Raw genomic sequence first — 23526 nt, forward strand, 5'->3', positions numbered from 1 at the left:
CGGGATGACCATGCAGTGCTGCTGTGCTGCAATCGCGGCCATGACGACGCGAACCCTTCAACTCCGATCCCCGCGGCCAGCTGGCCGCATCCTGATGAAGTTGCTGCTGGCTTTGCTGGCCCTGCTGCTGCTCGCTGCCGCCGGTCTCACCTGGCATCTGCGCGCCAAGCTGCCGCAGCGCAGCGGCGAGCTGCAACTGGCCGGTCTGAAGGCGCCGGTGACGCTGCGCTACGACGAGTTCGGCGTGCCGCATATCGAGGCCGCCAACGAAGACGACCTCTACCGTGCGCTGGGCTACGCGCATGCGCAGGACCGGCTGTTCCAGATGGAGATGGTGCGGCGCCTGTCGCGCGGCGAGCTCGCCGAGGTGCTGGGCGAGAAGCTGGTCGAGACAGACAGCCTGTTTCGCACGCTGGGCATACGCGCCCATGCCGATGCCTATGCGGCGCGCGAGTTCGCCACCATCGACACGCCGGCCAAGAAGGCGCTGCTCGCCTATCTGGACGGCATCAACCAGTACCAGGCCACGCGACCGGCACCGCTGGAGTTCGAGATCCTCGGCATCCCCAAGCGGCCCTTCACGCCGGCCGACACGGTCAGCGTCGCCGGCTACCTGGCCTATACCTTTGCCGCCGCATTCCGCACCGAGCCGGCGCTGACGCAGATCCGCGACCAGCTCGGGCCGGACCATCTGAAGGTCTTCGACCTCGGCTGGCGCCCCGAGGGTGCGGTGCGCAGCGCGTCCCGCCTGAGCCCGGGCGACTGGCAAGACCTGACCCGGCTGGCGCGTTTGAGCGACGAGGCGCTGGCCGCCGCCGGCGTGCCGGCCTTCGAGGGCAGCAATGCCTGGGCGATCTCGGGAGCGCGCAGTGCCTCGGGCAAGCCCTTGCTGGCCGGCGATCCGCATATCGCCTTCTCGGCGCCGGCGGTGTGGTGGGAGGCGCATCTGAAGGCGCCGGGCTTCGAGCTCTACGGCCACTACCAGGCGCTGAACCCGACCGCGCTGCTCGGCCACAACAGCCGCTTCGGCTGGAGCCTGACGATGTTCCAGAACGACGACCTCGATCTCGTCGCCGAGACCGTCAACCCGGCCAACCCGGAGGAAGTGATGCACCGCGGCCAGTGGGTCAAGCTGCAGACGCGCGACGAGGTCATCCGCGTCAAGGGCAAGCCGGACGTGGTGCTGAAGCTGCAGCGCTCGCCGCACGGCCCCATCGTCAACCGCGTGTTTGGCGCCGAAACCGTGGGCAAGACGCCGATCGCGATGTGGTGGGCCTTCCTGGAGACCGAGAACCCCATCCTCGAGGCCTTCCACGAACTGAACCGTGCCGACACGCTGGACAAGGCGCGCGCCGCGGCGAGCAAGATCCACGCGCCGGGCCTGAACGTGGTCTGGGCCAATGCCGCGGGCGACATCGGCTGGTGGGCTGCCGCCAAGCTGCCGCAACGCCCGGCCGGCGTGAACCCGGCCTTCCTGCTCGACGGCGCCAAGGGCGAGGGCGAGAAACCCGGCTTCCATCCCTTCAGCGCCAACCCGCAGGAAGAGAACCCGGCACGCGGCTACATCGTCTCGGCCAACCACCAGCCGGCCGCCGGCGAGGCGGTGCCCGGCTACTACAACCTGCGCGACCGCGCGCAGCGTCTGGACGAGCAGCTGCGCCAGGGCGGCAAGCGCTGGGACATGGTGGCCAACCAGGCGCTTCAGCTCGATGTGCAGACCGGCTATGGGCCGCGACTGCTCGCGCCGCTGATCCCGGCGCTGCGCGCTGCGGCGGGCAGCGATGCCGAGCAGACACGCCTGGTCGAGCAGCTCGCCGCCTGGCGCGGCGACTACCCGCTGGAGTCGGTGGCCGCAACAGTGTTCAGCCAGCTGCGCTACGAGCTGGCCCGCGCCGCGTTTGCCGACGAGCTGGGCGAGGCGCAGTTCGACAACTTGCGCCGCACGCGCGTGGTGGACGAGGCACTCGGCAATCTGTTTGGCGATGCGAACTCGCCCTGGTGGGACGACCGCCGCACCGCGCAGCAGCGCGAGACGCGCGAGCACATCGTCCAGGCCGCCTGGAGCGCGACACTGGCCCAGCTGCGCCAGCGCTTCGGCGCCGACAGCCAGGGCTGGACCTGGGGCCGCGCGCACACCCTGACCCATGAGCATCCGCTGGGCAAGCAGCCGCCGCTGGACAAGCTCTTCAATGTCGGCCCGCTGCCGGTGCCGGGCGGTCACGAGACGCCCAACTTCATGGCGACGCGGCTGGCGCCCGCGCCTTGGTCGGTGCCTATGGGGCCCTCGACCCGACGCGTGATCGATTTCGCCGACCCGGCGCAATCGCTGGGCAGCAACCCGGTCGGGCAGAGCGGCGTCTGGGGCGATGCGCACTATGCCGATCAGGCCGAGGCCCATGCCCAGGGCCGCTATCGCAGGCAGTACCTGGCCGAGCCGGATGTCGCGGCCCATACCCGCGGCACCCTGGTGCTCAAGCCCTAGGGGCTGGTCGCGGGCGGCGCAGCCGCCTATCGTCGGGGCCAGGGCTGACAGGGAGACAAAGCACCATGGCCACCGTCAAGTACATCGCCAGCGATACCGCGCCGCTCTACGCCGAGGCGAGCGGCAGCAAGACCAAACTCGAGCTGCTCTGGGGCGACCAGGCGCAGCTGCTCGAGGCCGGTGAGCCGCGCAGCAAGGTCCGCGCGCGCGGCAAGACCGGCTGGGTGGACAACAAGCAGCTCGGCGACCAGTCGCTGCTGGAGGTCTACATCATCGACGTGGGCCAGGGCGACGGTATCCTGGTGCGCACGCCCGACGGCCGCCACATCATGATCGACGGCGGCTACAAGCGCGCCTCGCAGCCCAGCGGCAAGAACGCGGCCGACTTCGTCGACTGGAAGTTCGCCAAGGACTACGGGCTGGAGACGATCAAGCTCGACGCGATGATCGCCTCGCACTGCGATGCCGACCATTACGGCGGCCTGGCCGATCTGCTCGACGTGGCGCAGATCGCCGAGCTCGACGCCAAGACCGTGCAGGTCGAGGCCTTCTATCACGCCGGTGTCGGCTGGTGGGTGAACCCGGCCACCAAGCAGCGCTGGCTGGGTGCGACCTCGGCCGACAAGCAATGGCTGACCCAGCTGATGGGCAGTCGCAACGAGATCCTTGCCGCACTGAAGCCCGATGCCGCGAACCGGCTGCAGGGCGAATGGGCCGACTTCATGCAGCTGGCCACGCGCTCGCGCAGCAGCGCCGGCAAGGCCACACCGCTGCGTCGGCTCAGTCACAAGGACAAGCTGCTGCCTGGCTTCGACGGCGCTGGCGGCGGCGTGGCGGTGCGCGTGCTCGCGCCGGTGGAAGGCAAGGTCGGCACCAAGCCGGCGCTGCACAACTTCGGCAGCACCGCGAGCAAGAACACCAATGGCAACAGCGTGCTGCTGCGCCTGGACTATGGCCGCGCGCGCATCCTGCTGACCGGCGACCTCAATGCCGATGCGCAGCGGGCGCTGCTGGACGACTATGCCGGCGCGCGCATCGAGTTCCAGTGCGATGTCGCCAAGGCCTGCCACCATGGCAGCGAGGACGTGAGCTACGAATTCCTCGCCGCGATGCGCCCGGCGGTGACGGTGATCTCCTCGGGCGACAGCGAGGGGCACGACCATCCGCGCCCGGCCATCGTCGCGGCCAGCGCCACCACCGGCCATCTGCAGGTGGAACGCGACCAGCTGGTGACGCCGCTGGTCTACTCCACCGAGATCGCACGCAGCATCCAGCTGGGCAAGCCGCTGAAGTTCACCGCCGCCGACGGCCATGTGCACGAGGGTGACGAGCTGAAGCAGCTGCGCGTCAGCGCCGCGGTCACCAAGCCCGGCGATCTGCGTCCGACGACGGTGGAGCGGCGCATGGGCAGCACGCTGGTCGTGGCCGGCCTGGTCTACGGCTTGGTGAACATCCGCAGCGACGGCGAAACCATCCTCTGCGCCACGCTCAACGAGAAGGACCACAGCTGGCAGGTGCGCAAGTTCCGCTCACGCTTCTGAGCCGGGTCAGCTCCCCACAAATGGCCGTTGCTGCACTGCAGCGGTACCTGCGCGCACCAAAACGCGGCATTCAAACCCGTCCGCGCCGTGTCCAGGACCTGGCACGAAGCCTGCTAACTAACAGGCATCAGTTTCTTGGTTGTCTCCTCCACGTTCCGCAAACGTGGTTCTCGCCCGGGGCCGCTCCGCGACCTCGGGCGCTTTTTTTGCCCGATCGGGAGCGCAGGACGAGGCTCAGCCGGCGGCGCTATCGCGCAGATGCGCGTCGTCGGCCCAGTCGATGAGTTCCAACGTGGCGTCGACGCGCAGCAGCACGCGGTTGATGCCGGTGTTGGGAATCAGGCATTCGCGCGGGCCGTGCAGCGGCAGGCCCTTGGCGCTGCGCCAGACCATGTCGAGCACGCCGCCATGCGTGACGACGGCAAGGCGCCGGCCGGCATGCGCGCGGCCGGCCTGCTGCAGCGCAGTGATCACGCGGCGATGGAAGTCGCGCCGGCTCTCGGCACCGCCGGGCAGCGCGTAGTCGGGGTCCTGCTTCACCCACAGCGCGAACTCCTCGGGATGGCGCTGGCGGATCTCGTCGAAGCTCATGCCTTCGAGGATGCCGAAAGCCTGTTCGCGCAAGGCCGGCATCAGCTGCTCGGCCAGGCCGAGACGCTGCGCCAGCGGTGCGGCGGTCTGCCGGGCGCGCGTCAGGTCGCTGACGAGCAGCGCATCGATGCGTTCGCCCGCCAGCCGCTGGCCAAGACGCCGCGCCTGCTCCAGGCCCGTCTCGTTGAGCGGCACATCGATCTGGCCTTGGAAGCACTGGCGGCGGTTCCAGTCGGTTTCGCCATGGCGGATCAACAGCAGCTCGGTAGTCATGCCGTCATTGTCCGCTGCGCGGGTTCAGCCCGCTCGCTGGCAGGCGACCGGGCCTTCGGCTTGTATCGCCGGCCGGCCTTCGCCAGCCACACTCCCCTTCAGATCCAGGGCTGCGGCAGCGCCTCTGTCGCGAAGACCTGCTGCACCGCCGGCCGGGCCAGCATGCGCTGCTGCCAGGGGGCAATATGCGGCAGGCTGCGTGCCGGCCGCGCGAAGTGGCGCGTCCAGCGGCACAGCGTGAAGGCCAGCGCATCGGCGATGCCGTAGTCGGCGCCGAGCAGCCAGGGCCCGCCGCTGGTGGCGAGCTGGGCGTCGAGCTGGTCGAGCAGGCCGGCGATGCGCGCCTCGGCCTGCGCCTTCACCTCGGCGGCGCCGGCGGCATTGCCCGCCGCCACCCAGCGCTCGGGGTAGAAGTAGACGATCAGCGTGGTCTGCAGCGTGTTGCTGAGCCAGATCAGCCACTTGTAGGCCTGGGCGCGCTCGGCCGTGCCCAGCGGCGGCATCAGGCGGGCGGCCGGATGGGTGTCGGCCAGGTGCAGCAGGATGGCCGCGGTCTCGTAGAGCACCAGCTCGCCATCGACCAGCACCGGGATCAGGCCGTTGGGGTTGAGCTTCAGGTAGTTGGGCGACTTGTGGGCATTGTTGGGCCGGTCCACCGTCACCAGCTCGAAAGGGATGCCCAGCTCGCGCAGCACGATGTGCGGCGCCATGCTGGCGGTGCTGGGGTAATGGTGCAGCTGGATCATCGCGATGCTCCGGTGTTCGTCCTCAGATGCTGCAGCCGGCCTGGGCGCCGGCCTCGCGGCCCCAGTCCTGGCTGCTGACCGCCACGCCGTAGCGCTCGGCCGTCATGTGCGCCAGGATGGACAGCGCGATCTCCGGCGGCGTGCGCGCGCCGATGTGCAGGCCCACCGGGCCATGCAGACGCGCGAGCTGCGCCTCGGTCAGGCCGAAGTGCTCGGCCAGCCGCGCCTTGCGCTTGGCCTGGTTGACGCGCGAGCCGATCGCGCCGACGTAGAAGGCCGGCGACTGCAGCGCCTCCATCAGTGCCAGATCGTCGAGCTTGGGATCGTGGGTCAGCGCGACGACCGCGCTGTGGCCGTCGGGCGCGAAGGCGTGCACCACGTCGTCGGGCATCTCGCGCGTCAGCGTGGCGCCGGGAATCTCGGGCTGGTACTCGTCGCGCGGGTCGCAGACCAGCACCTGGTAGTCCAGCGCCAGCGCCATGTTCGCCAGGTACTGGGTCAGCTGGCCGGCGCCGATGATCAGCAGCCGCCACTGCGGGCCGTGGTGCGTGACCAGCGCCGCGTCGGAGAGCTGCACCACGTCGGCACCGGCCTGCGGGGCGGAGAGCGTCACCGTGCCGCTGCTCATCTCCAGGCGGCGCTGCACGCGCTCGCCACGCGACAGGCGCGCCAGCAGCTCGTCGAGCTGCGAATCCTTGTGCAAGGGTTCCAGCACCAGCTCCAGCGTGCCGCCGCAGGGCAGGCCGAAGCGCTGCGCCGCCTCGGCGCCGACGCCGTAGCGGATCAGTTCAGGTTTGCTGAGCTTGAGCGCGCCTTCGCGCAGCTTGGCGACCAGATCGTCCTCGATGCAGCCGCCCGACACCGAGCCAGCGATCAACCCGTCGTCGCGGATCGCGACGACTGCGCCCACCGGCCGCGGCGCGCTGCCCCAGGTCCGCACGATGGTGCCCATCACCACGCTGCGCCCTTCTGCCAGCCAGCCCGAGATCTGCCGCATCACCTGCAGGTCGACGTTGTCCATGTTTCCTCCCAATGGCCCGGCATGCTCAGCAGTGCAACGGGGTCGCCAACGATACCCGCAGCCGCACGACCCCGCGCGTCGGTCGGCGAAACCCGGCAGCAGACCCGGTGCCGGCCGTGTCGCTGTATAGGCATACATGCGGGTAAACGGTGGATGGCGCCTCGCAAGGGCAGGGCCGAACATCGGCCTCGCTGGTTGATCCCACTCAAAACCGATAAGCGCAAAGGAGACAGCGCATGAGCCACAAAGTAACGCTCAAGGTCAACGGCAAGACGGTCACGCGCGAAGTCGCGACCGACCGCTTGCTGGTGCAGTTCCTCCGCGAGGACCTTGCCCTCACCGGCACCCATGTGGGCTGCGACACCGGCCAGTGCGGCGCCTGCACCGTGCACCTCAACGGCCGCGCGGTGAAGGCCTGCACCATGCTCGCGCTGCAGGCGCAGGGTGCCGAGATCACCACCATCGAGGGCCTGGCCGCCGCCAATGGCGAGTTGCATCCGATGCAGGCCGCATTCAAGGAATGCCACGGCCTGCAGTGCGGCTTCTGCACGCCGGGCATGGTGATGAGCGCGGTGGACCTGGTGCAGCACCACAAGTGCGGCACGGAGGCCGAGATCCGCGCCGGGCTGGAAGGCAATCTGTGCCGCTGCACCGGTTATCACAACATCGTGCGTGCGGTGCAGACCGGCGCGCAGGGCATGAAGTGAGGAGGGCCAGGCGATGAATGCACCCACCGAGAAGGGCCTGATCGGCCAGAGCGTCAAGCGCCGCGAGGACGGACGCTTCCTCACCGGCCGCGGCCAGTACACCGACGACATCGTGCTGCCGCGGCAGACCTATGCCTACTTCCTGCGCTCGCCGTACGCGCATGCGCGCATCAAGAGCGTCAGCACCGCGGCGGCCGAGCAGGCCGAGGGCGTGCTGGCCATCTTCACCGGCGCGCATTTCCGCGAAGTGGGCGGCCTGCCCTGCGGCTGGCTGATCAACAGCCTGGACGGCAGCCCGATGAAGGAGCCCAAGCACCCGATCCTGGCCGACGGCAAGGTGCGCCATGTCGGCGAGCAGGTGGCGCTGGTGGTGGCCGAGACGTATGCGCAGGCCAAGGCCGCGGCGATGCTGATCGAGGTGGACTACGAGGAACTGGCGCCGGTGATAGACCCGGCCGAGGCCGCCGAGCTGCCGAGCAGCGTGCACGACGAGGCGCCCAACAACGTCTGCTACACCTGGGGCTGCGGCGACAAGGCCGGCACCGATGTGGCGATGGCCGGCGCCGCGCACATCACGCGGCTGGAGTACCGCAATAACCGGCTGATCCCCAATGCGATCGAGCCGCGTGCCGCGAACGCGTCCTACAACGCCGGCGACGACAGCTGGACGCTCTACGTGGCCAACCAGAACCCGCATGTGGAGCGCCTGCTGATGTGCGCTTTCGTGCTGGGCATTCCCGAGCACAAGGTGCGCGTGGTCGCGCCCGATGTGGGCGGCGGCTTCGGTTCGAAGATCTTTCTCTATGCCGAGGAGACCGCGCTGACCTGGGCCAGCAAGCAGGTCGGCCGGCCGATCAAGTGGACGGCCGAGCGCAGCGAGAGCTTCCTCACCGATGCGCATGGCCGCGACCATGTGACGGTGGCCGAGCTGGGCCTGGACGCCAACGGCAAGTTCGTCGGCATGCGCGTGCAGACCACGGCCAATCTGGGCGCCTACCTGTCCACCTTCGCGTCCAGCGTGCCGACCATCCTCTATGCGACGCTCTTGGCCGGCCAGTACACGACGCCGAAGATCTATGCCGAGGTCACCGGCGTGTTCACCAACACCTCGCCGGTCGATGCCTACCGCGGCGCCGGCCGGCCCGAGGCCACCTATGTGGTCGAGCGCCTGGTCGAGACCGCGGCCAAGGAGCTGAAGATAGACCCGGCCGAGCTGCGCCGGCGCAACTTCATCAGAACCTTCCCCTATGCGACGCCGGTGGGCCTGACCTATGACGTGGGCGACTACGACGCCACGCTGACGCAGGCCATCGAGCTGGCCGATGTGGCCGGCTTCGCCGCACGCAAGGCGGCCAGCGAAGCCAAGGGCCTGAAGCGCGGCCTGGGCTACTCGACCTATATCGAGGCCTGCGGCCTGGCGCCGTCGAACATCGCTGGCGCGCTCGGCGCTCGCGCCGGCCTGTTCGAGGCCGGCGAGGTGCGCGTGCATCCCACCGGCAAGGTGACCATCTTCACCGGCAGCCATTCGCATGGCCAGGGCCACGAGACCACCTTCGCGCAGGTGGTGGCCGACAAGCTGGGCATCCCGCTGGACGATGTGGACATCCAGCATGGCGACACCGGCAAGATCCTCTTCGGCATGGGCACCTACGGCAGCCGCTCGCTGGCGGTGGGCGGCACCGCGATCGTGAAGGCGGTGGACAAGGTGATCGCCAAGGGCAAGAAGATCGCCGCGCATCTGCTCGAAGCCGCGGATACCGACATCGAGTTCGAGGGCGGGCAGTTCAAGGTGGCCGGCACCGACAAGGCCGTGCCCTTCGCCTCGGTGGCGCTGACTGCCTATGTGCCGCACAACTACCCGCTGGACAAGCTGGAGCCCGGCCTCAACGAGAACGCCTTCTACGACCCGACCAACTTCACCTATCCGGCCGGCAGCTATGTCTGCGAGGTCGAGGTCGATCCGCTGACCGGCGTGGTGCGCGTGGACCGCTTCACCGCGGTGGACGACTTCGGCAATGTCGTCAATCCGATGATCGTCGAAGGCCAGGTGCACGGCGGACTGGGCCAGGGCATAGGCCAGGCGCTGCTCGAGCACGGCATCTACGACATCCACAGCGGCCAGCTGATGACCGGCAGCTATCTGGACTATGCGATGCCGCGCGCCGACGACATGCCCAGCTTCACGGTGAAGACCGCCAAGGGCACGCCCTGCTCGCACAACCCGCTGGGCGTGAAGGGCTGCGGCGAGGCCGGCGCGATCGGCTCGCCGCCCGCGGTGATCAACGCGATCTGCGATGCCCTCGGACTGAAGGACGTGCCGATGCCCGCCACGCCGCATACCGTGTGGCAGGCGATCCAGGCCAATCGCTGAAGGGAGAGACAGCCATGAGCTTCACCTACACCCGTGCGGCCTCGCTGGCCGATGCCTCGCGCGCCTTGGCGCGCGCCACCGCCGAAGACGTGCGTCTGCTCGCCGGCGGGCAGACCCTGCTCGGCGCCGTCAAGCTGGGCCTGGCCGCGCCCGACGCGCTGGTCGATCTGGGCGACATTGCCGAGCTGCGCGGCGTTTGCATGGACAACGGCCGCCTCGTGATTGGCGCGATGACGACACATGCGCAGGTCGCCGCGTCCAAGGAGGTCCAGCAGGCGATTCCCGCTCTTGCGGACCTGGCCGGCAATATCGGCGACCGCCAGGTGCGCAATGTCGGCACCATCGGCGGCAGCCTGGCCAACAACGACCCGGCCGCCTGCTATCCGGCCGGCGTGCTGGGCCTGGGCGCCAGCATCCACACCGACAAGCGCGTCATCGCCGCGGACGACTACTTCCAGGGTCTGTACACGACGGCGCTGCAGCCCGGCGAGATCATCACCGCGGTGAGCTTCCCGGTGCCGGAGAAGGCCGCCTGGCAGAAGTTCAAGCAGCCGGCCTCGCGCTTCTCGCTGGTCGGCGTGTTCGTCGCCAAGACCGGCGGCGGCGTGCGCGTCGCGGTGACCGGCGCTGGCCCCGGCGTGTTCCGCGTCCAGGCCATCGAGGAAGCACTGGCGAAGAGCTGGAGCCCGGCGGCCGCGCAGGCGGTCAGCGTCAGCGAGGAAGGGCTGAATTCCGACCTGCACGCTTCGGCGGTTTATCGCGCGGCGCTGATTCCGGTGCTGGCCGGGCGGGCTGTTGCCGCGGCGGGATGAGTTGACGGGCCGTCATAGAGTTAGCATGCCGGCGATCAGATCGATCACACAAGATGTCAGGGAGGACATCCGATGCCCGCACGCCCATCATTCGACACGATTCCGCCGACGGAAGCTGAAGCTGAGCAGCTGCTCGATCGCTCCTTGCGTCGCGCCCGCGCCATCGAGACGCTCTCTGCGGAGAGCCCGACGCTATCCCTGCTCTCAGTGCTGCTTGTGTTCTTTGGTTCAGGTGTCGTCGCCTATGCCCTTTCTATGCAGAGCGAGGGTCAGTTCGCGCTCGCTTGGGTGGCTGCTTTCGGCGCATTCATGTCTGCGACGGCCTACGGTCAGGTTCGCGACTTGCGCGCACGCGTCAACGCGCTGCAGGAGCTGCTTCGACAGGCCGAAGCCGAGCGGAGCTGAGGCGCGCTGCAACTCCTTGCCGGGGTGGCCATGAGCACGGCGCTGCCCGCCAGCATCGACGCCACCATCGCGCTGCTGCGTGCGCAGGGCTATGTGGCCTCGCGGGAGCTGGCCACGGTGGCGTTTCTGTCGCTGCGGCTGCAGCGGCCGCTGTTCCTCGAAGGCGAGCCGGGCACCGGCAAGACCGAGGTGGCCAAGGCGCTGGCGGCCATGCTGGGCCGGCCCTTGATCCGCCTGCAGTGCTACGAGGGTCTGGACATCGCGGCGGCAGCCTATGAATGGAACTACGCGCGCCAGATGCTGGAGATCCGCCTGATCGAGGCGGCCAGCGATGGTGGTGCCAGCCGCGAGGCCTTGGCCGCCGAGCTGTTCAGCCGGCGTTTTCTGATCGCGCGCCCGCTGCTGCAGGCCATCGACCCGGCCCATGCGTTGGCGCAGTCCGGACCGCCGGTGCTGCTGATCGACGAGCTGGACCGCGCCGACGAGCCTTTCGAGGCCTTTCTGCTCGAACTGCTGTCGGACTTCCAGCTGAGCATTCCCGAGCTCGGCGTGATCAAGGCGCTGACGCCACCCATCGTCGTGCTGACCAGCAACCGCACGCGCGAGATCCACGACGCGGTGAAGCGCCGTTGCCTCTACCACTGGGTGGATTTCCCCGTGGCGGCGCGCGAGCTGGAGATCCTGCGCCTGCGCCAGCCGGGCATAGCCGAGCTGCTCGCGCAGCAGATCGTCGCCTTCGTGCAGGGCCTGCGCCGCATGGACCTGTACAAGCTGCCCGGCCTGGCCGAGACGCTGGAATGGTCGCGCGCGCTGCTCGAGCTCGACGCGCTGGCACTGGACCCGGTGACGGTGAACTCCACGCTGGGCGTGCTGCTGAAGTACCAGGACGACATCGCCAAGGTGCAGGGCTCGGAGGCGGCGCGGCTGCTCGCCCAGCTCAAGGCTGAGGGCGTCGGCAATTGAGGCAAGCATGAGCGGGCGGGCTGTCGCCGGCCAGGCGACGCATCACCACCTTGCCGAGAACGTCATGCACTTCGCGCGCGTGCTGCGCGAAGCCGGCATGCCGGTGGGCACGGACCGCGTGCTGCTGGCGCTCGACGCGCTGCAGGTGGCCGGGCTCGAATCGCGCGGCGACTTCAGGGCCACGCTGGCGGCCTGCCTGATCGACCGCGCCGAGCATCGCGCGCTGTTCGAGCAGGCCTTTCACATCTTCTGGCGCGACCCCGACCTGCTCGGCCGCGTGATGGCGATGCTGCTGCCGCGCACCGATGCAAAAGCCGGCCTGCCGCCGCCGCCCGAGAACCGCCGTCTGGCCGACGCGCTGTTTCCGCACGCGCCGCCGCCGCCCGACAGCGCACGGCCGCCTGAGCAGCAGATCGAGATCGACGCGCAGCTGTCCTGGAGCGACAAGGAAGTGCTGCGCCAGAAGGACTTCGAGACGATGACGCGCGAGGAATGGGCGCAGGCGCGCCAGCTCGTCGCACAGCTGCAGCCCTTCTTCGAGACGCGCCGCACGCGCCGCCACGCCGCCGCCACGCAGGGTCGCATCGCGTGGCGCGCCACGCTGCGTGTGGCCGGTCGCAGCGAACTGCTGCAGCCGCGTCGCGAGCGGCCGCGCGAGCGCGTCGCGCCGCTGGTGGTGCTGGCTGACATCTCCGGCTCGATGACGCGCTATTCGCGCATGCTGCTGCACCTGGCCCATGGCCTGGCCAATCCGGCCGAGCGGCGCCATGCGCCGCGGGTGGAGAGCTTCGTCTTCGGCACGCGGCTGACGCGCATCACGCGGCTGCTGCGCCAGCGCGACCCCGACCTTGCGGTGGCCAGCGTCGCCGGCCGCGTGGCCGACTGGTCGGGCGGCACGCGCATCAGCGACTGCCTGCACCAGTTCAACCGCGACTGGGCGCGCCGCGTGCTGGCCAGCGATGCCACCGTGCTGCTGATCAGCGACGGGCTGGAGCAAGGCGAGGCCGGCGCTGCGGCGCTGGCCTTCGAGGCACGACGCCTGCGCCTGTCCTGCCGGCGCCTGGTCTGGCTGAATCCGCTGCTGCGCTTCGAGGGCTTCGAACCCAGGGCCGCCGGCATACGCGCCTTGCTGCCCGAGGTCAGCCTTCACCTGCCGGCGCACAATCTGGCCAGTCTTGAAGACCTGGCCCGACACTTGATCCGGCACCCTGCCGGCCCCGCACGATGAAACCCACGCACGAGCAGGATCTTGTTCCGCTCCGGCCTGCCGCAGCCGGCGAGCCGCCGCGCGGCCTGTGGCAGCGCCTGCTCGCCTGGTACCTGGGCTGGCTGGGGGCTATCTTCAGGCCGCCGCGCCGATGAGCGCTGCGGATCAGCGCGCCAGGTAGCCGCCGTCCACCGGGTAGTAGCTGCCGGTGACGAAGGAGGCGCGCGCCGAGGACAGCCAGGCCACCAGCTCGGCCACTTCCTCGGGCCGGCCCAGCCGGCCTATCGGATGAGCGGCCACCAGCATCTCGTTGATCGCCTTGTCGGCCTCCAGCGCGCTGATCATCGGCGTGTGGATGAAGCCCGGGCCGACCGCATTGATGCGTATGCCTTGCGCGCTGTACTCCAGCGCTGCCGCCTGCGTCAGGCCCAGCACGCCGTGCTTGGCGGCGGTGTAGGCCGCGGCGGTGGGGAAGGCCACCGCGCCGAGGATGGAGGCGACGTTGACGATGGAACCGCCGCCGCTCTTGAGCATCGCGGCGATCTGGTACTTCATGCCGTAGAACACGCCGGACAGGTTGATGGCTATCACCTGGGCCCAGCCGTCCAGCGGATAGTCGGCCACCAGGGCCTGAGGGCCGCCGATGCCGGCGTTGTTGCAGGCCACGTCGAGGCGGCCGTACTGCGTCACGGTGCGCGCCACCAGCGCCTCGCAATCCTCGGGCCGGGCCACGTCGGCGGCGACGAAGATCGCCTCGCCGCCCTGGGCGCGCACCAGCGCAGCAGTCTCTTCTCCGCCGGCCACGTTGAGGTCAGAGACCACGACCTTGGCGCCTTCGCGGGCCCACACCAGCGCGATCGCACGTCCTATTCCCGACGAAGCGCCGGTGACCAGCGCGACCTTGTCCTGCAGCATCTTGTCCATGGCGGTGCATCCTCCTTGTTGGCGGCCCCCAGCGGAGGCCTGCGGCGATGGTAGCCGGACACCCCCATACAATGGCGCGCCGGCACCGCATCGACCAAGAGGGCGCTCCGGCCTGGCGCTTCGCCACCCTCCCTGCCTACCTACCGGTCTCTCGCACCGTCTCGCAAGGCGGCGCCGTCCATGCCTGCAAGCAAACCATCGCGCCTGTCTCACATCGACGCGCTCAAGGCGGTCGCCGCGCAGTGCATCGTGCTGCACCATCTGGCTGCCTATGGGCCGGTGGCCGAGGCGGTGCAGGAGCTTGCTCCCGGGCTGATCGCCTGGCTCTACGATCATGCGCGCATGGCGGTGCAGGTCTTCCTGGTCGTCGGCGGCTACCTGAGTGCGCGCGGCCTGCTGCCCGACGGGCAGGCGCTGCGCGCCGGTGCCGCGCCGGCTGCCCTGCTGTGGAGCCGCCACCTGCGCCTGGGCCTGCCTTTCATGGCTGCGGTGCTGCTGACGCTGGCCTGCTACTGGCTGGTCGCGCCCTGGCTGCCCGAGCTGCTGCCGCAGCAGCCGGTCGCCGCAGACCAACTGCTGGCTCATGCGCTGCTGCTGCACGGCGTGCTGGGCTACGAGTCGCTGACCGTCGGCGCCTGGTACGTGGCGATCGATCTGCAGCTCTTCGCGCTGCTGCTCGCGCTGGCCTGGTTCGCGCGGCGCGCGCCGGCGCCGCTGCGCCCGCTGGTCGTGCCACTGCTGACCTTGCTGCTGGTGGCGGGCTCCTTGTTCGTCTTCAACCGCGACGCCGCGCTGGACAACTGGGCACCGTACTTCTTCGGCGCCTATGGCCTGGGCGTGCTGCTGCATCTGCTCGAGCGTCACCCGCTGGTACGGCGCTGGCGCCTGCCGCTGGCGGGTCTGCTGGTGCTGCTGGTGCTGGCCGCGCTGGCCGCGGACTGGCGAGCGCGCGTCGCGCTGGCGCTGGGCACGGTGGCCGTGCTGGCGGCCTGGAGCCTGTCCGCGCGGCCGCCACTGCAATTTGGTGAGCGGCTGGCCCAGCTGCTCGACAAGCTGGGCACCCAGTCCTATGCGCTGTTCCTGGTGCACTTCTCGGTGCTGCTGCTGGTCAACGCCCTGTTCGAGCACAAGGACCCCGAGCATCCCTGGTTCGGCCCGCTGGCGATGCTGGCCGCCTGGGCGCTGAGCAATCTGGCCGCCGCGCTGTTCTATCGCTGGGTGGAGCAGCCGGCGTCGCGCGTGCAGGTCGCGCTGCCGGCCCTGCTGCGCCGGATCTGAGCCGGCGCAGCCGCGCTGCTGCTTCCTACTCCTGCTTCATCGGGCAGGTGTTCATGCCCAGCAGCGGATAGGCGGGGCAGAAGCGGAACAGGCCGGTGAGCAGCGGCACGATGCCGATATAGCCCCAGACGCCCACCGCGCCGGTCACTGCGGCGACGATCAGCGCCAGACCGACGACGATGCGCAGGATGCGGTCGATGCCGCCGACATTGCTCTTCATGTGCTTCTCCTTGAAGTGATTGGGCGGGGCTGCCTCCAGCCCGTGCAGGCACTGTCGCAGCGCGTGCGACCGGCGTCTGTAACTGCAGTCACACAGCGGCGCCGACCGCCGCCAGTCGCTCAGTGCGGGTCAGCCGCCACTGGCCAGGGCGCGCAGCGCCGCGGCGTCGCGGATCGCTATGCGCTCGCGGCCCAGCGTCAGCCAGCCTTCGCGCTCGAAGCGCTTGAGCAGCCGGGTGACGATCTCGCGCACCGTGCCCAGCTCGTCGGCCAGCTGCTGGTGCGTGGTCTGCAGCACCATGCCGTGGCCGAGCAGCGCGCTGGCCAGGCGCTGGTCCAGGCGCTGGAAGGCCACCGCTTCGGCCAGTGCCATCAGGTCGGCGATGCGCTCGGCAAAGATGCCGAACACATAGCGGCGCAAGCCCTCGTCGGCGGTCCACAGCGCGAAGCCCTGCGGGTCGAGCATGACCAGCTCGCAGGGCTCGGTGCTGACGCCGTGCGCGGCCAGCACCGCCTGGCCGAACAGGCAGGAGGTCGACGCGACGCAGAGCTCGCCGCGCTGCACGCGGTAGAGCTCCAGCGAACGGCCGTTGGGCGCGCCGCGCGCGACGCGCACCTCGCCCGTCAGCACCATCGGAAAGCCTTGGCAGCGCTGGCCCTCGCTGAACAGCAGCGCACCGGCCGGCACTTGCAGCGCCACCGCATGCTCGGCCAGCACGGTATCGCGCAGCGGCGTGGGCAGCGCGGCGACGGCGGGGTACTGGGCCAGCAGGCGCTGGATCTGGTCCGGGCTGGGTGCGGCGGCCTTGCTCATAGCGATGCGGCGGGGCGAACGAAGCGGCGTCAGGCCGTGGCGCGGGCGAGCTGTTCTTGCTGTTGCTGCCGCTGATGCTCCTCGGCCTCGCGGCGCTGCAGGTCGGCCAGGGTCTTGCCCGGCTCGTCGCGGAAGCGTTCGGCCAGCACCTCCAGGCGCTGGATGCGGTCGACGCGGAAGCTGCGGAAGTCCTCGCGCAGCTCGCACCAGGCCGACACCGTCCATACCGGGCCCCAGAAGAAACAACCCAGCGGCCGCACGATGCGCTCGCTCGTGGCGCCGGCCAGATCCAGGTAGTGCAGGCGCAGCTTGCTGCGGTTCTCGGTGGCTTCGCGCAGCTGGGCCAGGCGCTCGCTCATCGCCGCATCCATGCCCGACGTCGGCGCATAGACGGCCAGACTCTCGGCCGCGGCACGCGCGGCCGGCGGCAGCACCGCCATGATCTTGGACAGCGCGGCCTCGGCTGGCTCGGCCAGTCCGCGGTCCAGCTGCAGTCGCGCCAGCCGCACCACTGCGACCAGCGCCTGTGCCTCGGCCTTGGTGAACATCAGCGGCGGCAGGTCGAAGCCGGCGCGCATGCGGTAGCCGACGCCGGCCTCGCCCTCGATCGGCACGCCCTGCTGCTGCAGCGCGGCGACATCGCGATAGACGGTGCGCGGCGAGACCTCCAGCCGCTCGGCAAGAAAGTCCGCCGTCGACAGACGGCGTCCACGGATCAGCTGGACGAGCTGGAACAGGCGGTCGGCACGGCGCATGGGGTGCCATTGTGCGGCAGGTGAGGCCTTACCATCGCCGCCCATGCACGAGCACGCCAGCAATGAATCGCCACAGGCCTTGCGTCTCCGTCCGGCGCAGGCCGAGGATGTGCCGGCGCTTGCCGCGCTGGCGACCCAGGTGTTTCTGGAAACCTATGCCACCGAGGGCGCCGACCTAGCGATGGCGCGCGAGGTGCAGACCCTGCTGACGCCGGCGGTCTTCGGCAAGGCTTTCGCCGACGCGCGACGGTGCTTCGTGCTTGCCTCGCTGCGCGAGCGGCCCGAGGCCTTGATCGGCTTCGCCCAGTTGCTGCATGGGGCCACGCATGAGCTGCTGCCGCAAGACGGCCTGACCGCGTGCGAACTCGAGCGGCTCTATCTGCAGCAGCGCTACACCGGCCGCGGCTGGGGCCGCACGCTGTTGCGCGCTGCCGAGGTGCAGGCGCGCCAGCTAGGCGCGCAGCGCCTATGGCTCACCGCGTGGGCCGGCAATCAGCGGGCGCTGGCCTTTTATCCGCGCTGCGATTACCGCTTGCTCGGCGACAGCGTCTACCACTTTGAAGACGCGGCCTACGCGAACAAGCTGTTCGAGCGCGAACTCTGACTCAGTGCTGCAACTGCTTCTGGCGCGCTTCGTCCTCATGCATGTGCTTGAGGAAATAGCGCAGGTAGAAGGCACCCATGCCCAAGGTGATGGCGATCACCGCCAGACTCATCAGACCGACATCGGAACCGAACAGGACTTGGAGAGCTTGCATTTCTCGCTCCATCATTGCGACGCGCCTATTCGGCGCCTTTCTGGCTCGCGCGCGCTTGCGTTCGCGCAAGCTGCCGGAAGCCTCCGCATCGAAAACGCAAAGCGTTGATCCAGCTCAGAAGCGGCCGGCAGGCTGGCCGCGTCCTCACGCCATGGGCGTGCACAGCTCCACCAGGCAGCCATCGGGGCAGCGCACATAGGCGACGGTCTGGCCCCAGGGCTTGGTCGTCGGCGGCAGCAGCGCCTGGGCGCCGGCACTGAGCGCCTGCTGGTAGGCGGCGTTCACATCGGCGCAGGCCAGGCCGATCTCGATGCCGGGCGGGCGGCGGACCGCATCCAGCGGCGCGTAGGCCTGGCCCAGATTGCCGAGCGCGACCTCGTGCTGCGCGAAGGCCAGTGCCGTGGCGCCGGTCTCCAGCTCGCCGTAGCCGCCCGACTCGTGCAGGAAGCGGCGCTGCAGGCCGAAGGCGCGTTCGAAGAAGTCAAGCGACGCGGCGACGTCGGCCACGTAGGCGATGGTGTAGGCGAATTGCATGGCGGCTCCCGGTTGCTCAGGTGTTCCAGATCGCCTCTTCGGTCCAGCCCAGGCGGGCGAACTCCGGCGCGCGCAGATGCGCCTCGCCGGCGCAGAAGAATTCGTCGAGCTGCGGCGGCTTCACCGCGGTGCCGGCGAGCATGGCATGGGCCTGGCCGCGGTGGTGGATCTGGTGCTCGAACAGATGGGCCAGCAGGCGCAGCCGCGTGTCCTGCTGGGGCCGTCCGGGGCGGTCTATCGTCACCGGGCGCTGCAGCTCGGCGTCATGCTGTGCGGCACAGTAGGCGATCAGGCGCTGGTCGGCCGCGCGCTGGGCGGCATGCAGCGTGGCGCAGTCGGCCATGGGCTCAGGCTCGGCGAAGAAGCGGTAACAGTCGGGATCGGGCGGATCGCCGCGCAGCTCGCGCTCCAGCGCCTCGAGGTAGAACCAGTCGACACAGAGGTTGTGGTTCAGGGTCGCGCGCAGCGACGGGAAGAAGCTCGTGCGCCGGGCGACGAAGTCCTCGGAGCTCAGCGCGGCGCAGGCATGCAGCAGGCGCTCGTTGGCCCAGGCATTGTTGTAGGCCATGGTCAGCAGGTGGTGCGACAGCGGATCGCGCTGCGGCGTCGGGTGGCCGGTCATCGGGGTCTCCTCGGGGGGCGTCGATGTCGATGCCGCCAGTCTGTTCGCCGTCTGCTGACAGCACCTGTCAGCATGCACGGCGGCGCCGTCCCGGCAAGCGGTGTCGACAGCGCGCATCAGCGCGGCGCGGGTGCATGGTGCTGGCGCTTATGCTGGCGGCCATGAGAGGAGGTCGCGGCGCCATCATCGACAGGCATTCCCCGGCAGTGCTGCCATCGCAGCGGCGCGGCTGGCTGCAGGCCGGCGTGGCGGTGGCGCTGGCTGGCATGCTGCCGGGTGCTGGCAGCCTGGGTCTGGCTCATGCGGCGCCTCTTGCGCTGCCACTGCTGCCGGCGCTGGCGCCACGCGAGCGCCGCCTGGCCAACGGCCTGCGCCTGCTGACGCTGGCCGATGCCGAGCCGCTGGGCAACACCGTCGCGGTGCAGCTCTGGTACCGCGTCGGTGGCAAGAACGATCCGCAGGGGCGCAGCGGTTTCGCGCATCTGTTCGAGCACCTGATGTTCAAGGCCACGCGCCATATGGCGGCCGAGCAGATCGACCGCCTGACTGAGGACGTCGGCGGCAGCAACAACGCCTTCACGACGGCGGACATGACGGTGTTCCACAGCCAGGTGCCGGCCAGTCAGCTGGAGCCGCTGCTGTGGGCCGAGGCCGAACGCATGGCCAATCTGGATGTCAGCCAGGCCAGCCTGGACAGCGAGCGCGAGGTGGTCAAGGAGGAGCTGCGCCAGCGCGTGCTGGGCGATCCCTACGGCCCGCTGTTCCATGCGCTGCCCGGGCTGGGTTACCAGCAGCACGGCTACCGGCGCCCGGTGATCGGCGAGCTGGTCGACCTGGAAGCCGCCACACTGGCAGAGGTGCGCGCCTTCCATGCGCGGCACTACCGGCCGGACAACGCAGTGCTCGTCGTCGCGGGGCGGTTCGATGCGGGGCAGCTGGACCGCTGGGTCGACCATTACTTCGGCAGCATTCCTGCGGGGAGCGAAGCCTTGCCGGCCGCAGCGGCCAGCGAACCCCGTCTCGAGCGCGACAGCGTGCATCGCCTCAGCGCACCGCGCGGCGCCCAGCCCGCAGCCGCGCTGCTCTGGCAGGGGCCGCCGGCGGCACATGCCGACGGCGCGGCATTGCGTATGGCGGCGGCGCTGCTGGGCCAGGGCGAGACCGCGCGGCTGGCCGACCGGCTGAGCTATCGCCAGCGTCTGGCGCAAAGCACCGGTTTCGAGCTGATGCTCAATGCCGAGGCCGGCCTGATCGTCGCGCATGCGATCGGCGCCGATGGCGCCCGCAGCAGCCCCGAGGCTCTGGCCGGCGCGCTGTACCGCGAGATCCAGCGCCTGGCGCAGGAGCCGCTGCCGCCACGCGAGCTGGCCAAGGCGCGCGCACAGCTGCTGGTGCAGGCGCTCGCGGCGCGCGAGACCGCTGAGGGCCGTGCGCTGGTGCTGGGCGAATCCCTGCTGTTGCGCGGCGATGCGCTGGCCGCTGATGCCGAGCTCGCCGCCTCGCAGCGCATCGGTGCGGCCGAGGTCCAGCGTGCGGTGCAGCGCTGGCTGCTGCAGGCGCCGCGCGTCGGCGTGCTCTACGAGCCGCGCAGGACCGGAGCCAGCACATGAGCAACCCGGCCTTGCTGCCGAGCCGGCGCCGCTGGCTGGCCGCGCTGCTGGCCAGCGCCGCGCTGCCGCTGCGGGCACAGGGCTTCGATCGTCCGCCGGCGCCCGGGCCGGCGCTGCCGCTGCTGCAGCCTGAACTCGGGGAGACGGTGCTGCCCAATGGCCTGCGCGTGCTGGTCGCGCCGCGCCGCGGCGTGCCGCTGGTCAGCGTGCGGCTGCTGCTTACCGCAGCCGGCAGCCTGGGCGATGACGAAGCCAGGATGGGGCTGGCACGCTTGCACCTGCTGGTGGCCAGCCGCGGTGTGCTGCGCGATGGCGAACCCAATAGCTCCGACGACATCGCCTTTGCGGCCGAGAGCCTGGGCGCCACGCTGGAGGTGGAGACCCTGGCCGAGGCCGGCAGCCTCGGACTGACGGTGGCGCGGCCGGCGCTGGACGAGGCGCTGGCCCTGCTGGGAGATCTGCTGCTGCAGCCCATGCTGGCGCCCGAGGAGATCGAACGCGGCCGCGAGGAACTGCTCGACGCGCGCCGTCAGCAGCTCGACGACGCGGCCCAGTTGGCGCCGCTGCTGGCCCGGCGGCTGCACTGGGGCGCCGGCGCTTCCGGCTTGTTGCCGGGGGCTGCCGGCCTGGCGCGACTGACGCGACGTGATTTGCTCGAGCAGCAGCGCCGCGTGCGGCCCGATGCCTGCGTGCTGGTGCTGGCCGGCGACATCGATCTCGACGAGGCGCGCAGCCTGGCCCTGCGGCAGTTCGGCGACTGGCGCCCGGGCACGCAGCCCTTGCCCGAGCGTCGGCGCCTGCAGCCCAGCGAGCTGCCGCCGCGCACGCTGATCGTCGATCGGCCTGGCGCGGCGCAGGCGGTCATTGCGATGGCCGCGCCTTTCCCGGCGGCCGCGGCCCTGGGCGCCGAAGCCCGGCTGGCGCTGACAGTGCTGGGCCAGGGCTATTCGTCGCGGCTGAACCAGCAGCTGCGCATCCGCCGCGGCCTGTCCTATGGCGTGGGCTGCGAGGCCGAGAGCGCTGGCGGTGCCGGCCTGCTGCTGTCCAGCACGCAGACGCGGCCGGCACTCGCTGCCGAGGCGCTGGCGCTGATGGGCGCGGAATGGCTGCGTTTGGCCGACGAAGAGATCGGCGCCGCCGAACTCGACGCGCGCCGCGCCGCGCTGCTGGGCAGCCATGGCCGCGATCTGGAGACCACCGCGACGCTGGCCGGCCTGCTGGTCGAGCAGGCGCTGTCCGGCCGCCCGCTCGCCGAGCTGCAGCGCCTGCCCGAGGCGCTGGCGCAGGTGACGCCTTCGCAGCTGCACAGCTGGCTGCAGGCGCAGCGCTGGCGTGCCGAGGAGCTGCGGCGCGTGGTGGTGGCGGATGTCGCCGCAGCAGGCTCGGCGCTGCGCCAGCTCGACACGGCGGCCTGGATCATTCCGCATCACCGGCTCGACCCCGCCAGCCCCAGCTTGCGCAGCCGCTAGAATCCCTGCTGTCATTGGGGAGTAGCCGCGGCAGCCGTCGAAAGATCAGACGACGCGCATGCCGGCCCGTGTCAACAGACTTGTCGCGCAGCCCCTGCGCGGCATGGCGCGGGCAGTGTCCACACCTGGCAAGACCTTTGACCATGCACCTCGGTCCGGCCGGAGGCGCATGGTCAATGCTGGATCTTGCGTTCAGGCCGTGGAGTGAACTTGCATATGGAAGCCTTCCTCGTCTCCACCGGCCTCGTGGCGCTGGCCGAAATCGGCGACAAGACCCAGTTGCTCGCCTTCCTGCTCGCGGCACGCTTTCGCAAGCCGCTGCCAATCTGCCTGGGCATACTCATCGCGACGGTGGTCAACCACGCGGCGGCGGGCGCCGTCGGTGCCTGGCTGACCACGCTGCTCTCGCCGCAGGCCTTGCGCTGGATCCTGGGTGTGGGCTTTGTCGCGATGGCGGTGTGGATGCTGATTCCGGACAAGATCGACGACGAGGTCGAAGGCGGCGGCAGCGGCAAGCTCGGCGTGCTGGGCACCACCATCGTCGTGTTCTTCCTGGCCGAGATGGGCGACAAGACCCAGATCGCCACCGTGGCGATGGCCGCGCGCTTCCAGGAGCTCTGGGCCGTGGTCGCAGGCACCACGCTGGGCATGATGGTCGCCAATGTGCCGGCTGTGCTGCTCGGTGACCGCATCGCCCACAAGATCCCGGTGCGGCTGGTGCACGGCATCGCCGCGGCGATCTTTGCGGCGCTGGGGGTGGCGACGTTGCTGGGCGCGGGCGAGTCGCTGGGCTTCTAGCCTGCCGGGCGCTGCCCGGCTATTTCGCTGGCGGCTGGTAAGGCGGCACCTCGTTGCTCACGGCTGGCTGCGCCATCAGGTAGGCGAACATGGCCTTCAGATCCGCATCGTTCAGCTGGCTGAAAGCGGGCCAGGGCATCGGTGGCGCCACCGGCCGCCCGCTGCCGCGGTGCTTGCCGTTGCGCATCGAGCCGATGAATTCGGCTTCGGTCCAACCGCCAAGCCCACTTGCATGCGGCGTCAGATTGCTGGCGTAGCTGGTGCCCCAGGGTCCCCAGAAGGCGGTCTTGCTGAGTGCGCCACCCCAGCCCCAAGGGCCTTGCGCTGCCGGCGCCGGCGGCAGCGCCATGCCTTGTGGATGGCCGGACAGGCCGCGTGCGAAATCAGGCACCGGCCCTTGCGGCCCCATCGTCATCGGTGTGTGGCAGTCGGCGCAGCCCATGGCTCGCACCAGATAGCCGCCACGCGCGATCTGGTCCGCGGGCGAGGCAGGCGCCAGCATGGGCAACAGCAGGAGCACGGCTGGCAGGATCGCACGGCAGCGCAGCGGGGTCAGACCTGGTCGACGCATCGAGATCTCCTTGGAAGCGCTGTGTGGCACGACGCCCCACGGGCACTGCCGGCCG

Annotated in this window: 24 protein-coding genes and 1 riboswitch; of the genes, 13 read left to right on the forward strand and 11 right to left on the reverse strand. The window is 70.1% G+C overall.

Going from position 1 to position 23526, the window contains the following annotated elements; all coding sequences use genetic code 11:
- Nucleotides 1-94 precede the first annotated feature (94 nt).
- Nucleotides 95-2482: a penicillin acylase family protein gene (locus AC2EBS_RS10900; protein WP_484728444.1), complete on the forward strand. Its 2388-nt coding sequence runs from the start codon at nt 95-97 to the stop codon at nt 2480-2482.
- A 65-nt stretch (nt 2483-2547) separates the two neighbouring features.
- Complete coding sequence (locus tag AC2EBS_RS10905) at nt 2548-4023, forward strand: ComEC/Rec2 family competence protein (protein ID WP_484728445.1); 1476 nt, start codon at nt 2548-2550, stop codon at nt 4021-4023.
- A gap of 234 nt (nt 4024-4257) precedes the next feature.
- Here AC2EBS_RS10905 and AC2EBS_RS10910 read toward each other — a convergent pair whose 3' ends face one another.
- The 3 genes from AC2EBS_RS10910 to AC2EBS_RS10920 form a co-directional block, all read right to left on the reverse strand.
- On the reverse strand, nt 4258-4887 hold the full coding sequence (locus AC2EBS_RS10910; protein WP_484728446.1) for a histidine phosphatase family protein: 630 nt from the start codon (nt 4885-4887) through the stop codon (nt 4258-4260).
- Nucleotides 4888-4985: 98 nt separating this feature from the next.
- Nucleotides 4986-5633: a glutathione S-transferase family protein gene (locus AC2EBS_RS10915; RefSeq protein WP_484728447.1), complete on the reverse strand. Its 648-nt coding sequence runs from the start codon at nt 5631-5633 to the stop codon at nt 4986-4988.
- A gap of 22 nt (nt 5634-5655) precedes the next feature.
- Nucleotides 5656-6654 carry an XdhC family protein gene (locus AC2EBS_RS10920; protein WP_484728448.1) on the reverse strand — a complete coding sequence of 333 codons (999 nt, stop codon included), beginning with the start codon at nt 6652-6654 and terminating at the stop codon, nt 5656-5658.
- A 236-nt stretch (nt 6655-6890) separates the two neighbouring features.
- Here AC2EBS_RS10920 and AC2EBS_RS10925 point away from each other — a divergent pair, with 236 nt between their 5' ends.
- From AC2EBS_RS10925 to AC2EBS_RS10950, 6 genes are all read left to right on the forward strand, one after another.
- A complete protein-coding gene (locus AC2EBS_RS10925; protein WP_484728449.1) occupies nt 6891-7361 on the forward strand; it encodes a (2Fe-2S)-binding protein in 471 nt (156 codons plus the stop codon).
- Nucleotides 7362-7374: 13 nt separating this feature from the next.
- Nucleotides 7375-9732 carry a xanthine dehydrogenase family protein molybdopterin-binding subunit gene (locus AC2EBS_RS10930; RefSeq protein WP_484728450.1) on the forward strand — a complete coding sequence of 786 codons (2358 nt, stop codon included), beginning with the start codon at nt 7375-7377 and terminating at the stop codon, nt 9730-9732.
- 14 nt (nt 9733-9746) lie between these two features.
- On the forward strand, nt 9747-10544 hold the full coding sequence (locus AC2EBS_RS10935) for an FAD binding domain-containing protein (RefSeq protein WP_484728451.1): 798 nt from the start codon (nt 9747-9749) through the stop codon (nt 10542-10544).
- 72 nt (nt 10545-10616) lie between these two features.
- Nucleotides 10617-10949, forward strand: a complete 333-nt coding sequence (locus AC2EBS_RS10940) for a hypothetical protein (protein WP_484728452.1) — start codon at nt 10617-10619, stop codon at nt 10947-10949.
- A 30-nt stretch (nt 10950-10979) separates the two neighbouring features.
- Nucleotides 10980-11912, forward strand: a complete 933-nt coding sequence (locus AC2EBS_RS10945) for an AAA family ATPase (RefSeq protein ID WP_484728453.1) — start codon at nt 10980-10982, stop codon at nt 11910-11912.
- 7 nt (nt 11913-11919) lie between these two features.
- On the forward strand, nt 11920-13140 hold the full coding sequence (locus AC2EBS_RS10950) for a vWA domain-containing protein (protein WP_484728454.1): 1221 nt from the start codon (nt 11920-11922) through the stop codon (nt 13138-13140).
- Nucleotides 13141-13284: 144 nt separating this feature from the next.
- Here the strand turns inward: AC2EBS_RS10950 and AC2EBS_RS10955 are convergent, their stop codons facing one another.
- Nucleotides 13285-14034 (reverse strand): SDR family oxidoreductase, encoded by a 750-nt coding sequence (locus AC2EBS_RS10955; RefSeq protein WP_484728746.1) that lies wholly within the window; start codon nt 14032-14034, stop codon nt 13285-13287.
- 189 nt (nt 14035-14223) lie between these two features.
- On the opposite strand from AC2EBS_RS10955, the gene AC2EBS_RS10960 reads away from it, so the two are divergent.
- Nucleotides 14224-15321 carry an acyltransferase family protein gene (locus AC2EBS_RS10960; protein ID WP_484728455.1) on the forward strand — a complete coding sequence of 366 codons (1098 nt, stop codon included), beginning with the start codon at nt 14224-14226 and terminating at the stop codon, nt 15319-15321.
- Nucleotides 15322-15346: 25 nt separating this feature from the next.
- Here the strand turns inward: AC2EBS_RS10960 and AC2EBS_RS10965 are convergent, their stop codons facing one another.
- The 3 genes from AC2EBS_RS10965 to AC2EBS_RS10975 form a co-directional block, all read right to left on the reverse strand.
- A complete protein-coding gene (locus AC2EBS_RS10965) occupies nt 15347-15541 on the reverse strand; it encodes a YgaP family membrane protein (protein ID WP_484728456.1) in 195 nt (64 codons plus the stop codon).
- A gap of 129 nt (nt 15542-15670) precedes the next feature.
- Nucleotides 15671-16354, reverse strand: a complete 684-nt coding sequence (locus tag AC2EBS_RS10970; RefSeq protein ID WP_484728457.1) for a Crp/Fnr family transcriptional regulator — start codon at nt 16352-16354, stop codon at nt 15671-15673.
- Nucleotides 16355-16383: 29 nt separating this feature from the next.
- A complete protein-coding gene (locus AC2EBS_RS10975) occupies nt 16384-17109 on the reverse strand; it encodes a helix-turn-helix transcriptional regulator (RefSeq protein ID WP_484728458.1) in 726 nt (241 codons plus the stop codon).
- 43 nt (nt 17110-17152) lie between these two features.
- On the opposite strand from AC2EBS_RS10975, the gene AC2EBS_RS10980 reads away from it, so the two are divergent.
- Nucleotides 17153-17713, forward strand: a complete 561-nt coding sequence (locus tag AC2EBS_RS10980) for a GNAT family N-acetyltransferase (RefSeq protein ID WP_484728459.1) — start codon at nt 17153-17155, stop codon at nt 17711-17713.
- Nucleotide 17714: 1 nt separating this feature from the next.
- Here the strand turns inward: AC2EBS_RS10980 and AC2EBS_RS10985 are convergent, their stop codons facing one another.
- From AC2EBS_RS10985 to AC2EBS_RS10995, 3 genes are all read right to left on the reverse strand, one after another.
- Nucleotides 17715-17867, reverse strand: coding sequence for a DUF3149 domain-containing protein (locus tag AC2EBS_RS10985; protein WP_484728460.1), 153 nt, complete (start codon nt 17865-17867; stop codon nt 17715-17717).
- 144 nt (nt 17868-18011) lie between these two features.
- Nucleotides 18012-18401: a VOC family protein gene (locus tag AC2EBS_RS10990; RefSeq protein WP_484728461.1), complete on the reverse strand. Its 390-nt coding sequence runs from the start codon at nt 18399-18401 to the stop codon at nt 18012-18014.
- A 16-nt stretch (nt 18402-18417) separates the two neighbouring features.
- Nucleotides 18418-19023, reverse strand: a complete 606-nt coding sequence (locus tag AC2EBS_RS10995) for a DinB family protein (RefSeq protein WP_484728462.1) — start codon at nt 19021-19023, stop codon at nt 18418-18420.
- A gap of 161 nt (nt 19024-19184) precedes the next feature.
- Here AC2EBS_RS10995 and AC2EBS_RS11000 point away from each other — a divergent pair, with 161 nt between their 5' ends.
- The 3 genes from AC2EBS_RS11000 to AC2EBS_RS11010 all read left to right on the forward strand — a co-directional run bounded on the left by AC2EBS_RS11000 (nt 19185) and on the right by AC2EBS_RS11010 (nt 22900).
- The gene (locus AC2EBS_RS11000) at nt 19185-20633 is read left to right on the forward strand and encodes a M16 family metallopeptidase (protein ID WP_484728463.1); all 1449 of its coding nucleotides are present in this window, start codon (nt 19185-19187) and stop codon (nt 20631-20633) included.
- A complete protein-coding gene (locus AC2EBS_RS11005) occupies nt 20630-22102 on the forward strand; it encodes a M16 family metallopeptidase (protein ID WP_484728464.1) in 1473 nt (490 codons plus the stop codon). The genes AC2EBS_RS11000 and AC2EBS_RS11005 overlap by 4 nt, the downstream gene beginning before the upstream one ends.
- Nucleotides 22103-22106: 4 nt before the next feature.
- Nucleotides 22107-22300: riboswitch (yybP-ykoY riboswitch) on the forward strand.
- Nucleotides 22301-22318: 18 nt separating this feature from the next.
- Complete coding sequence (locus tag AC2EBS_RS11010; RefSeq protein ID WP_484728465.1) at nt 22319-22900, forward strand: TMEM165/GDT1 family protein; 582 nt, start codon at nt 22319-22321, stop codon at nt 22898-22900.
- A 19-nt stretch (nt 22901-22919) separates the two neighbouring features.
- Here AC2EBS_RS11010 and AC2EBS_RS11015 read toward each other — a convergent pair whose 3' ends face one another.
- Nucleotides 22920-23471: a c-type cytochrome gene (locus AC2EBS_RS11015; RefSeq protein ID WP_484728466.1), complete on the reverse strand. Its 552-nt coding sequence runs from the start codon at nt 23469-23471 to the stop codon at nt 22920-22922.
- Between the last annotated feature and the right edge of the window lie 55 nt (nt 23472-23526).

This window comes from Roseateles sp. T103 (genome assembly GCF_057219915.1).

What these genes read in the sequence shown, in the direction of transcription:
- AC2EBS_RS10900 (WP_484728444.1), top strand. Translation starts at nt 95, where the DNA reads ATGAAGTTGCTGCTGGCTTTGCTGGCCCTGCTGCTGCTCGCTGCCGCC.
- AC2EBS_RS11010 (WP_484728465.1), top strand. Translation starts at nt 22,319, where the DNA reads ATGGAAGCCTTCCTCGTCTCCACCGGCCTCGTGGCGCTGGCCGAAATC.
- AC2EBS_RS11005 (WP_484728464.1), top strand. Translation starts at nt 20,630, where the DNA reads ATGAGCAACCCGGCCTTGCTGCCGAGCCGGCGCCGCTGGCTGGCCGCG.
- AC2EBS_RS10985 (WP_484728460.1), bottom strand. Translation starts at nt 17,867, where the DNA reads ATGCAAGCTCTCCAAGTCCTGTTCGGTTCCGATGTCGGTCTGATGAGT.
- AC2EBS_RS10950 (WP_484728454.1), top strand. Translation starts at nt 11,920, where the DNA reads ATGAGCGGGCGGGCTGTCGCCGGCCAGGCGACGCATCACCACCTTGCC.
- AC2EBS_RS10980 (WP_484728459.1), top strand. Translation starts at nt 17,153, where the DNA reads ATGCACGAGCACGCCAGCAATGAATCGCCACAGGCCTTGCGTCTCCGT.
- AC2EBS_RS10970 (WP_484728457.1), bottom strand. Translation starts at nt 16,354, where the DNA reads ATGAGCAAGGCCGCCGCACCCAGCCCGGACCAGATCCAGCGCCTGCTG.
- AC2EBS_RS10995 (WP_484728462.1), bottom strand. Translation starts at nt 19,023, where the DNA reads ATGACCGGCCACCCGACGCCGCAGCGCGATCCGCTGTCGCACCACCTG.
- AC2EBS_RS11000 (WP_484728463.1), top strand. Translation starts at nt 19,185, where the DNA reads ATGAGAGGAGGTCGCGGCGCCATCATCGACAGGCATTCCCCGGCAGTG.
- AC2EBS_RS10955 (WP_484728746.1), bottom strand. Translation starts at nt 14,034, where the DNA reads ATGCTGCAGGACAAGGTCGCGCTGGTCACCGGCGCTTCGTCGGGAATA.
- AC2EBS_RS10960 (WP_484728455.1), top strand. Translation starts at nt 14,224, where the DNA reads ATGCCTGCAAGCAAACCATCGCGCCTGTCTCACATCGACGCGCTCAAG.
- AC2EBS_RS10940 (WP_484728452.1), top strand. Translation starts at nt 10,617, where the DNA reads ATGCCCGCACGCCCATCATTCGACACGATTCCGCCGACGGAAGCTGAA.
- AC2EBS_RS10930 (WP_484728450.1), top strand. Translation starts at nt 7,375, where the DNA reads ATGAATGCACCCACCGAGAAGGGCCTGATCGGCCAGAGCGTCAAGCGC.
- AC2EBS_RS10915 (WP_484728447.1), bottom strand. Translation starts at nt 5,633, where the DNA reads ATGATCCAGCTGCACCATTACCCCAGCACCGCCAGCATGGCGCCGCAC.
- AC2EBS_RS10910 (WP_484728446.1), bottom strand. Translation starts at nt 4,887, where the DNA reads ATGACTACCGAGCTGCTGTTGATCCGCCATGGCGAAACCGACTGGAAC.
- AC2EBS_RS10905 (WP_484728445.1), top strand. Translation starts at nt 2,548, where the DNA reads ATGGCCACCGTCAAGTACATCGCCAGCGATACCGCGCCGCTCTACGCC.
- AC2EBS_RS10920 (WP_484728448.1), bottom strand. Translation starts at nt 6,654, where the DNA reads ATGGACAACGTCGACCTGCAGGTGATGCGGCAGATCTCGGGCTGGCTG.
- AC2EBS_RS10935 (WP_484728451.1), top strand. Translation starts at nt 9,747, where the DNA reads ATGAGCTTCACCTACACCCGTGCGGCCTCGCTGGCCGATGCCTCGCGC.
- AC2EBS_RS10990 (WP_484728461.1), bottom strand. Translation starts at nt 18,401, where the DNA reads ATGCAATTCGCCTACACCATCGCCTACGTGGCCGACGTCGCCGCGTCG.
- AC2EBS_RS10975 (WP_484728458.1), bottom strand. Translation starts at nt 17,109, where the DNA reads ATGCGCCGTGCCGACCGCCTGTTCCAGCTCGTCCAGCTGATCCGTGGA.
- AC2EBS_RS10945 (WP_484728453.1), top strand. Translation starts at nt 10,980, where the DNA reads ATGAGCACGGCGCTGCCCGCCAGCATCGACGCCACCATCGCGCTGCTG.
- AC2EBS_RS10965 (WP_484728456.1), bottom strand. Translation starts at nt 15,541, where the DNA reads ATGAAGAGCAATGTCGGCGGCATCGACCGCATCCTGCGCATCGTCGTC.
- AC2EBS_RS11015 (WP_484728466.1), bottom strand. Translation starts at nt 23,471, where the DNA reads ATGCGTCGACCAGGTCTGACCCCGCTGCGCTGCCGTGCGATCCTGCCA.
- AC2EBS_RS10925 (WP_484728449.1), top strand. Translation starts at nt 6,891, where the DNA reads ATGAGCCACAAAGTAACGCTCAAGGTCAACGGCAAGACGGTCACGCGC.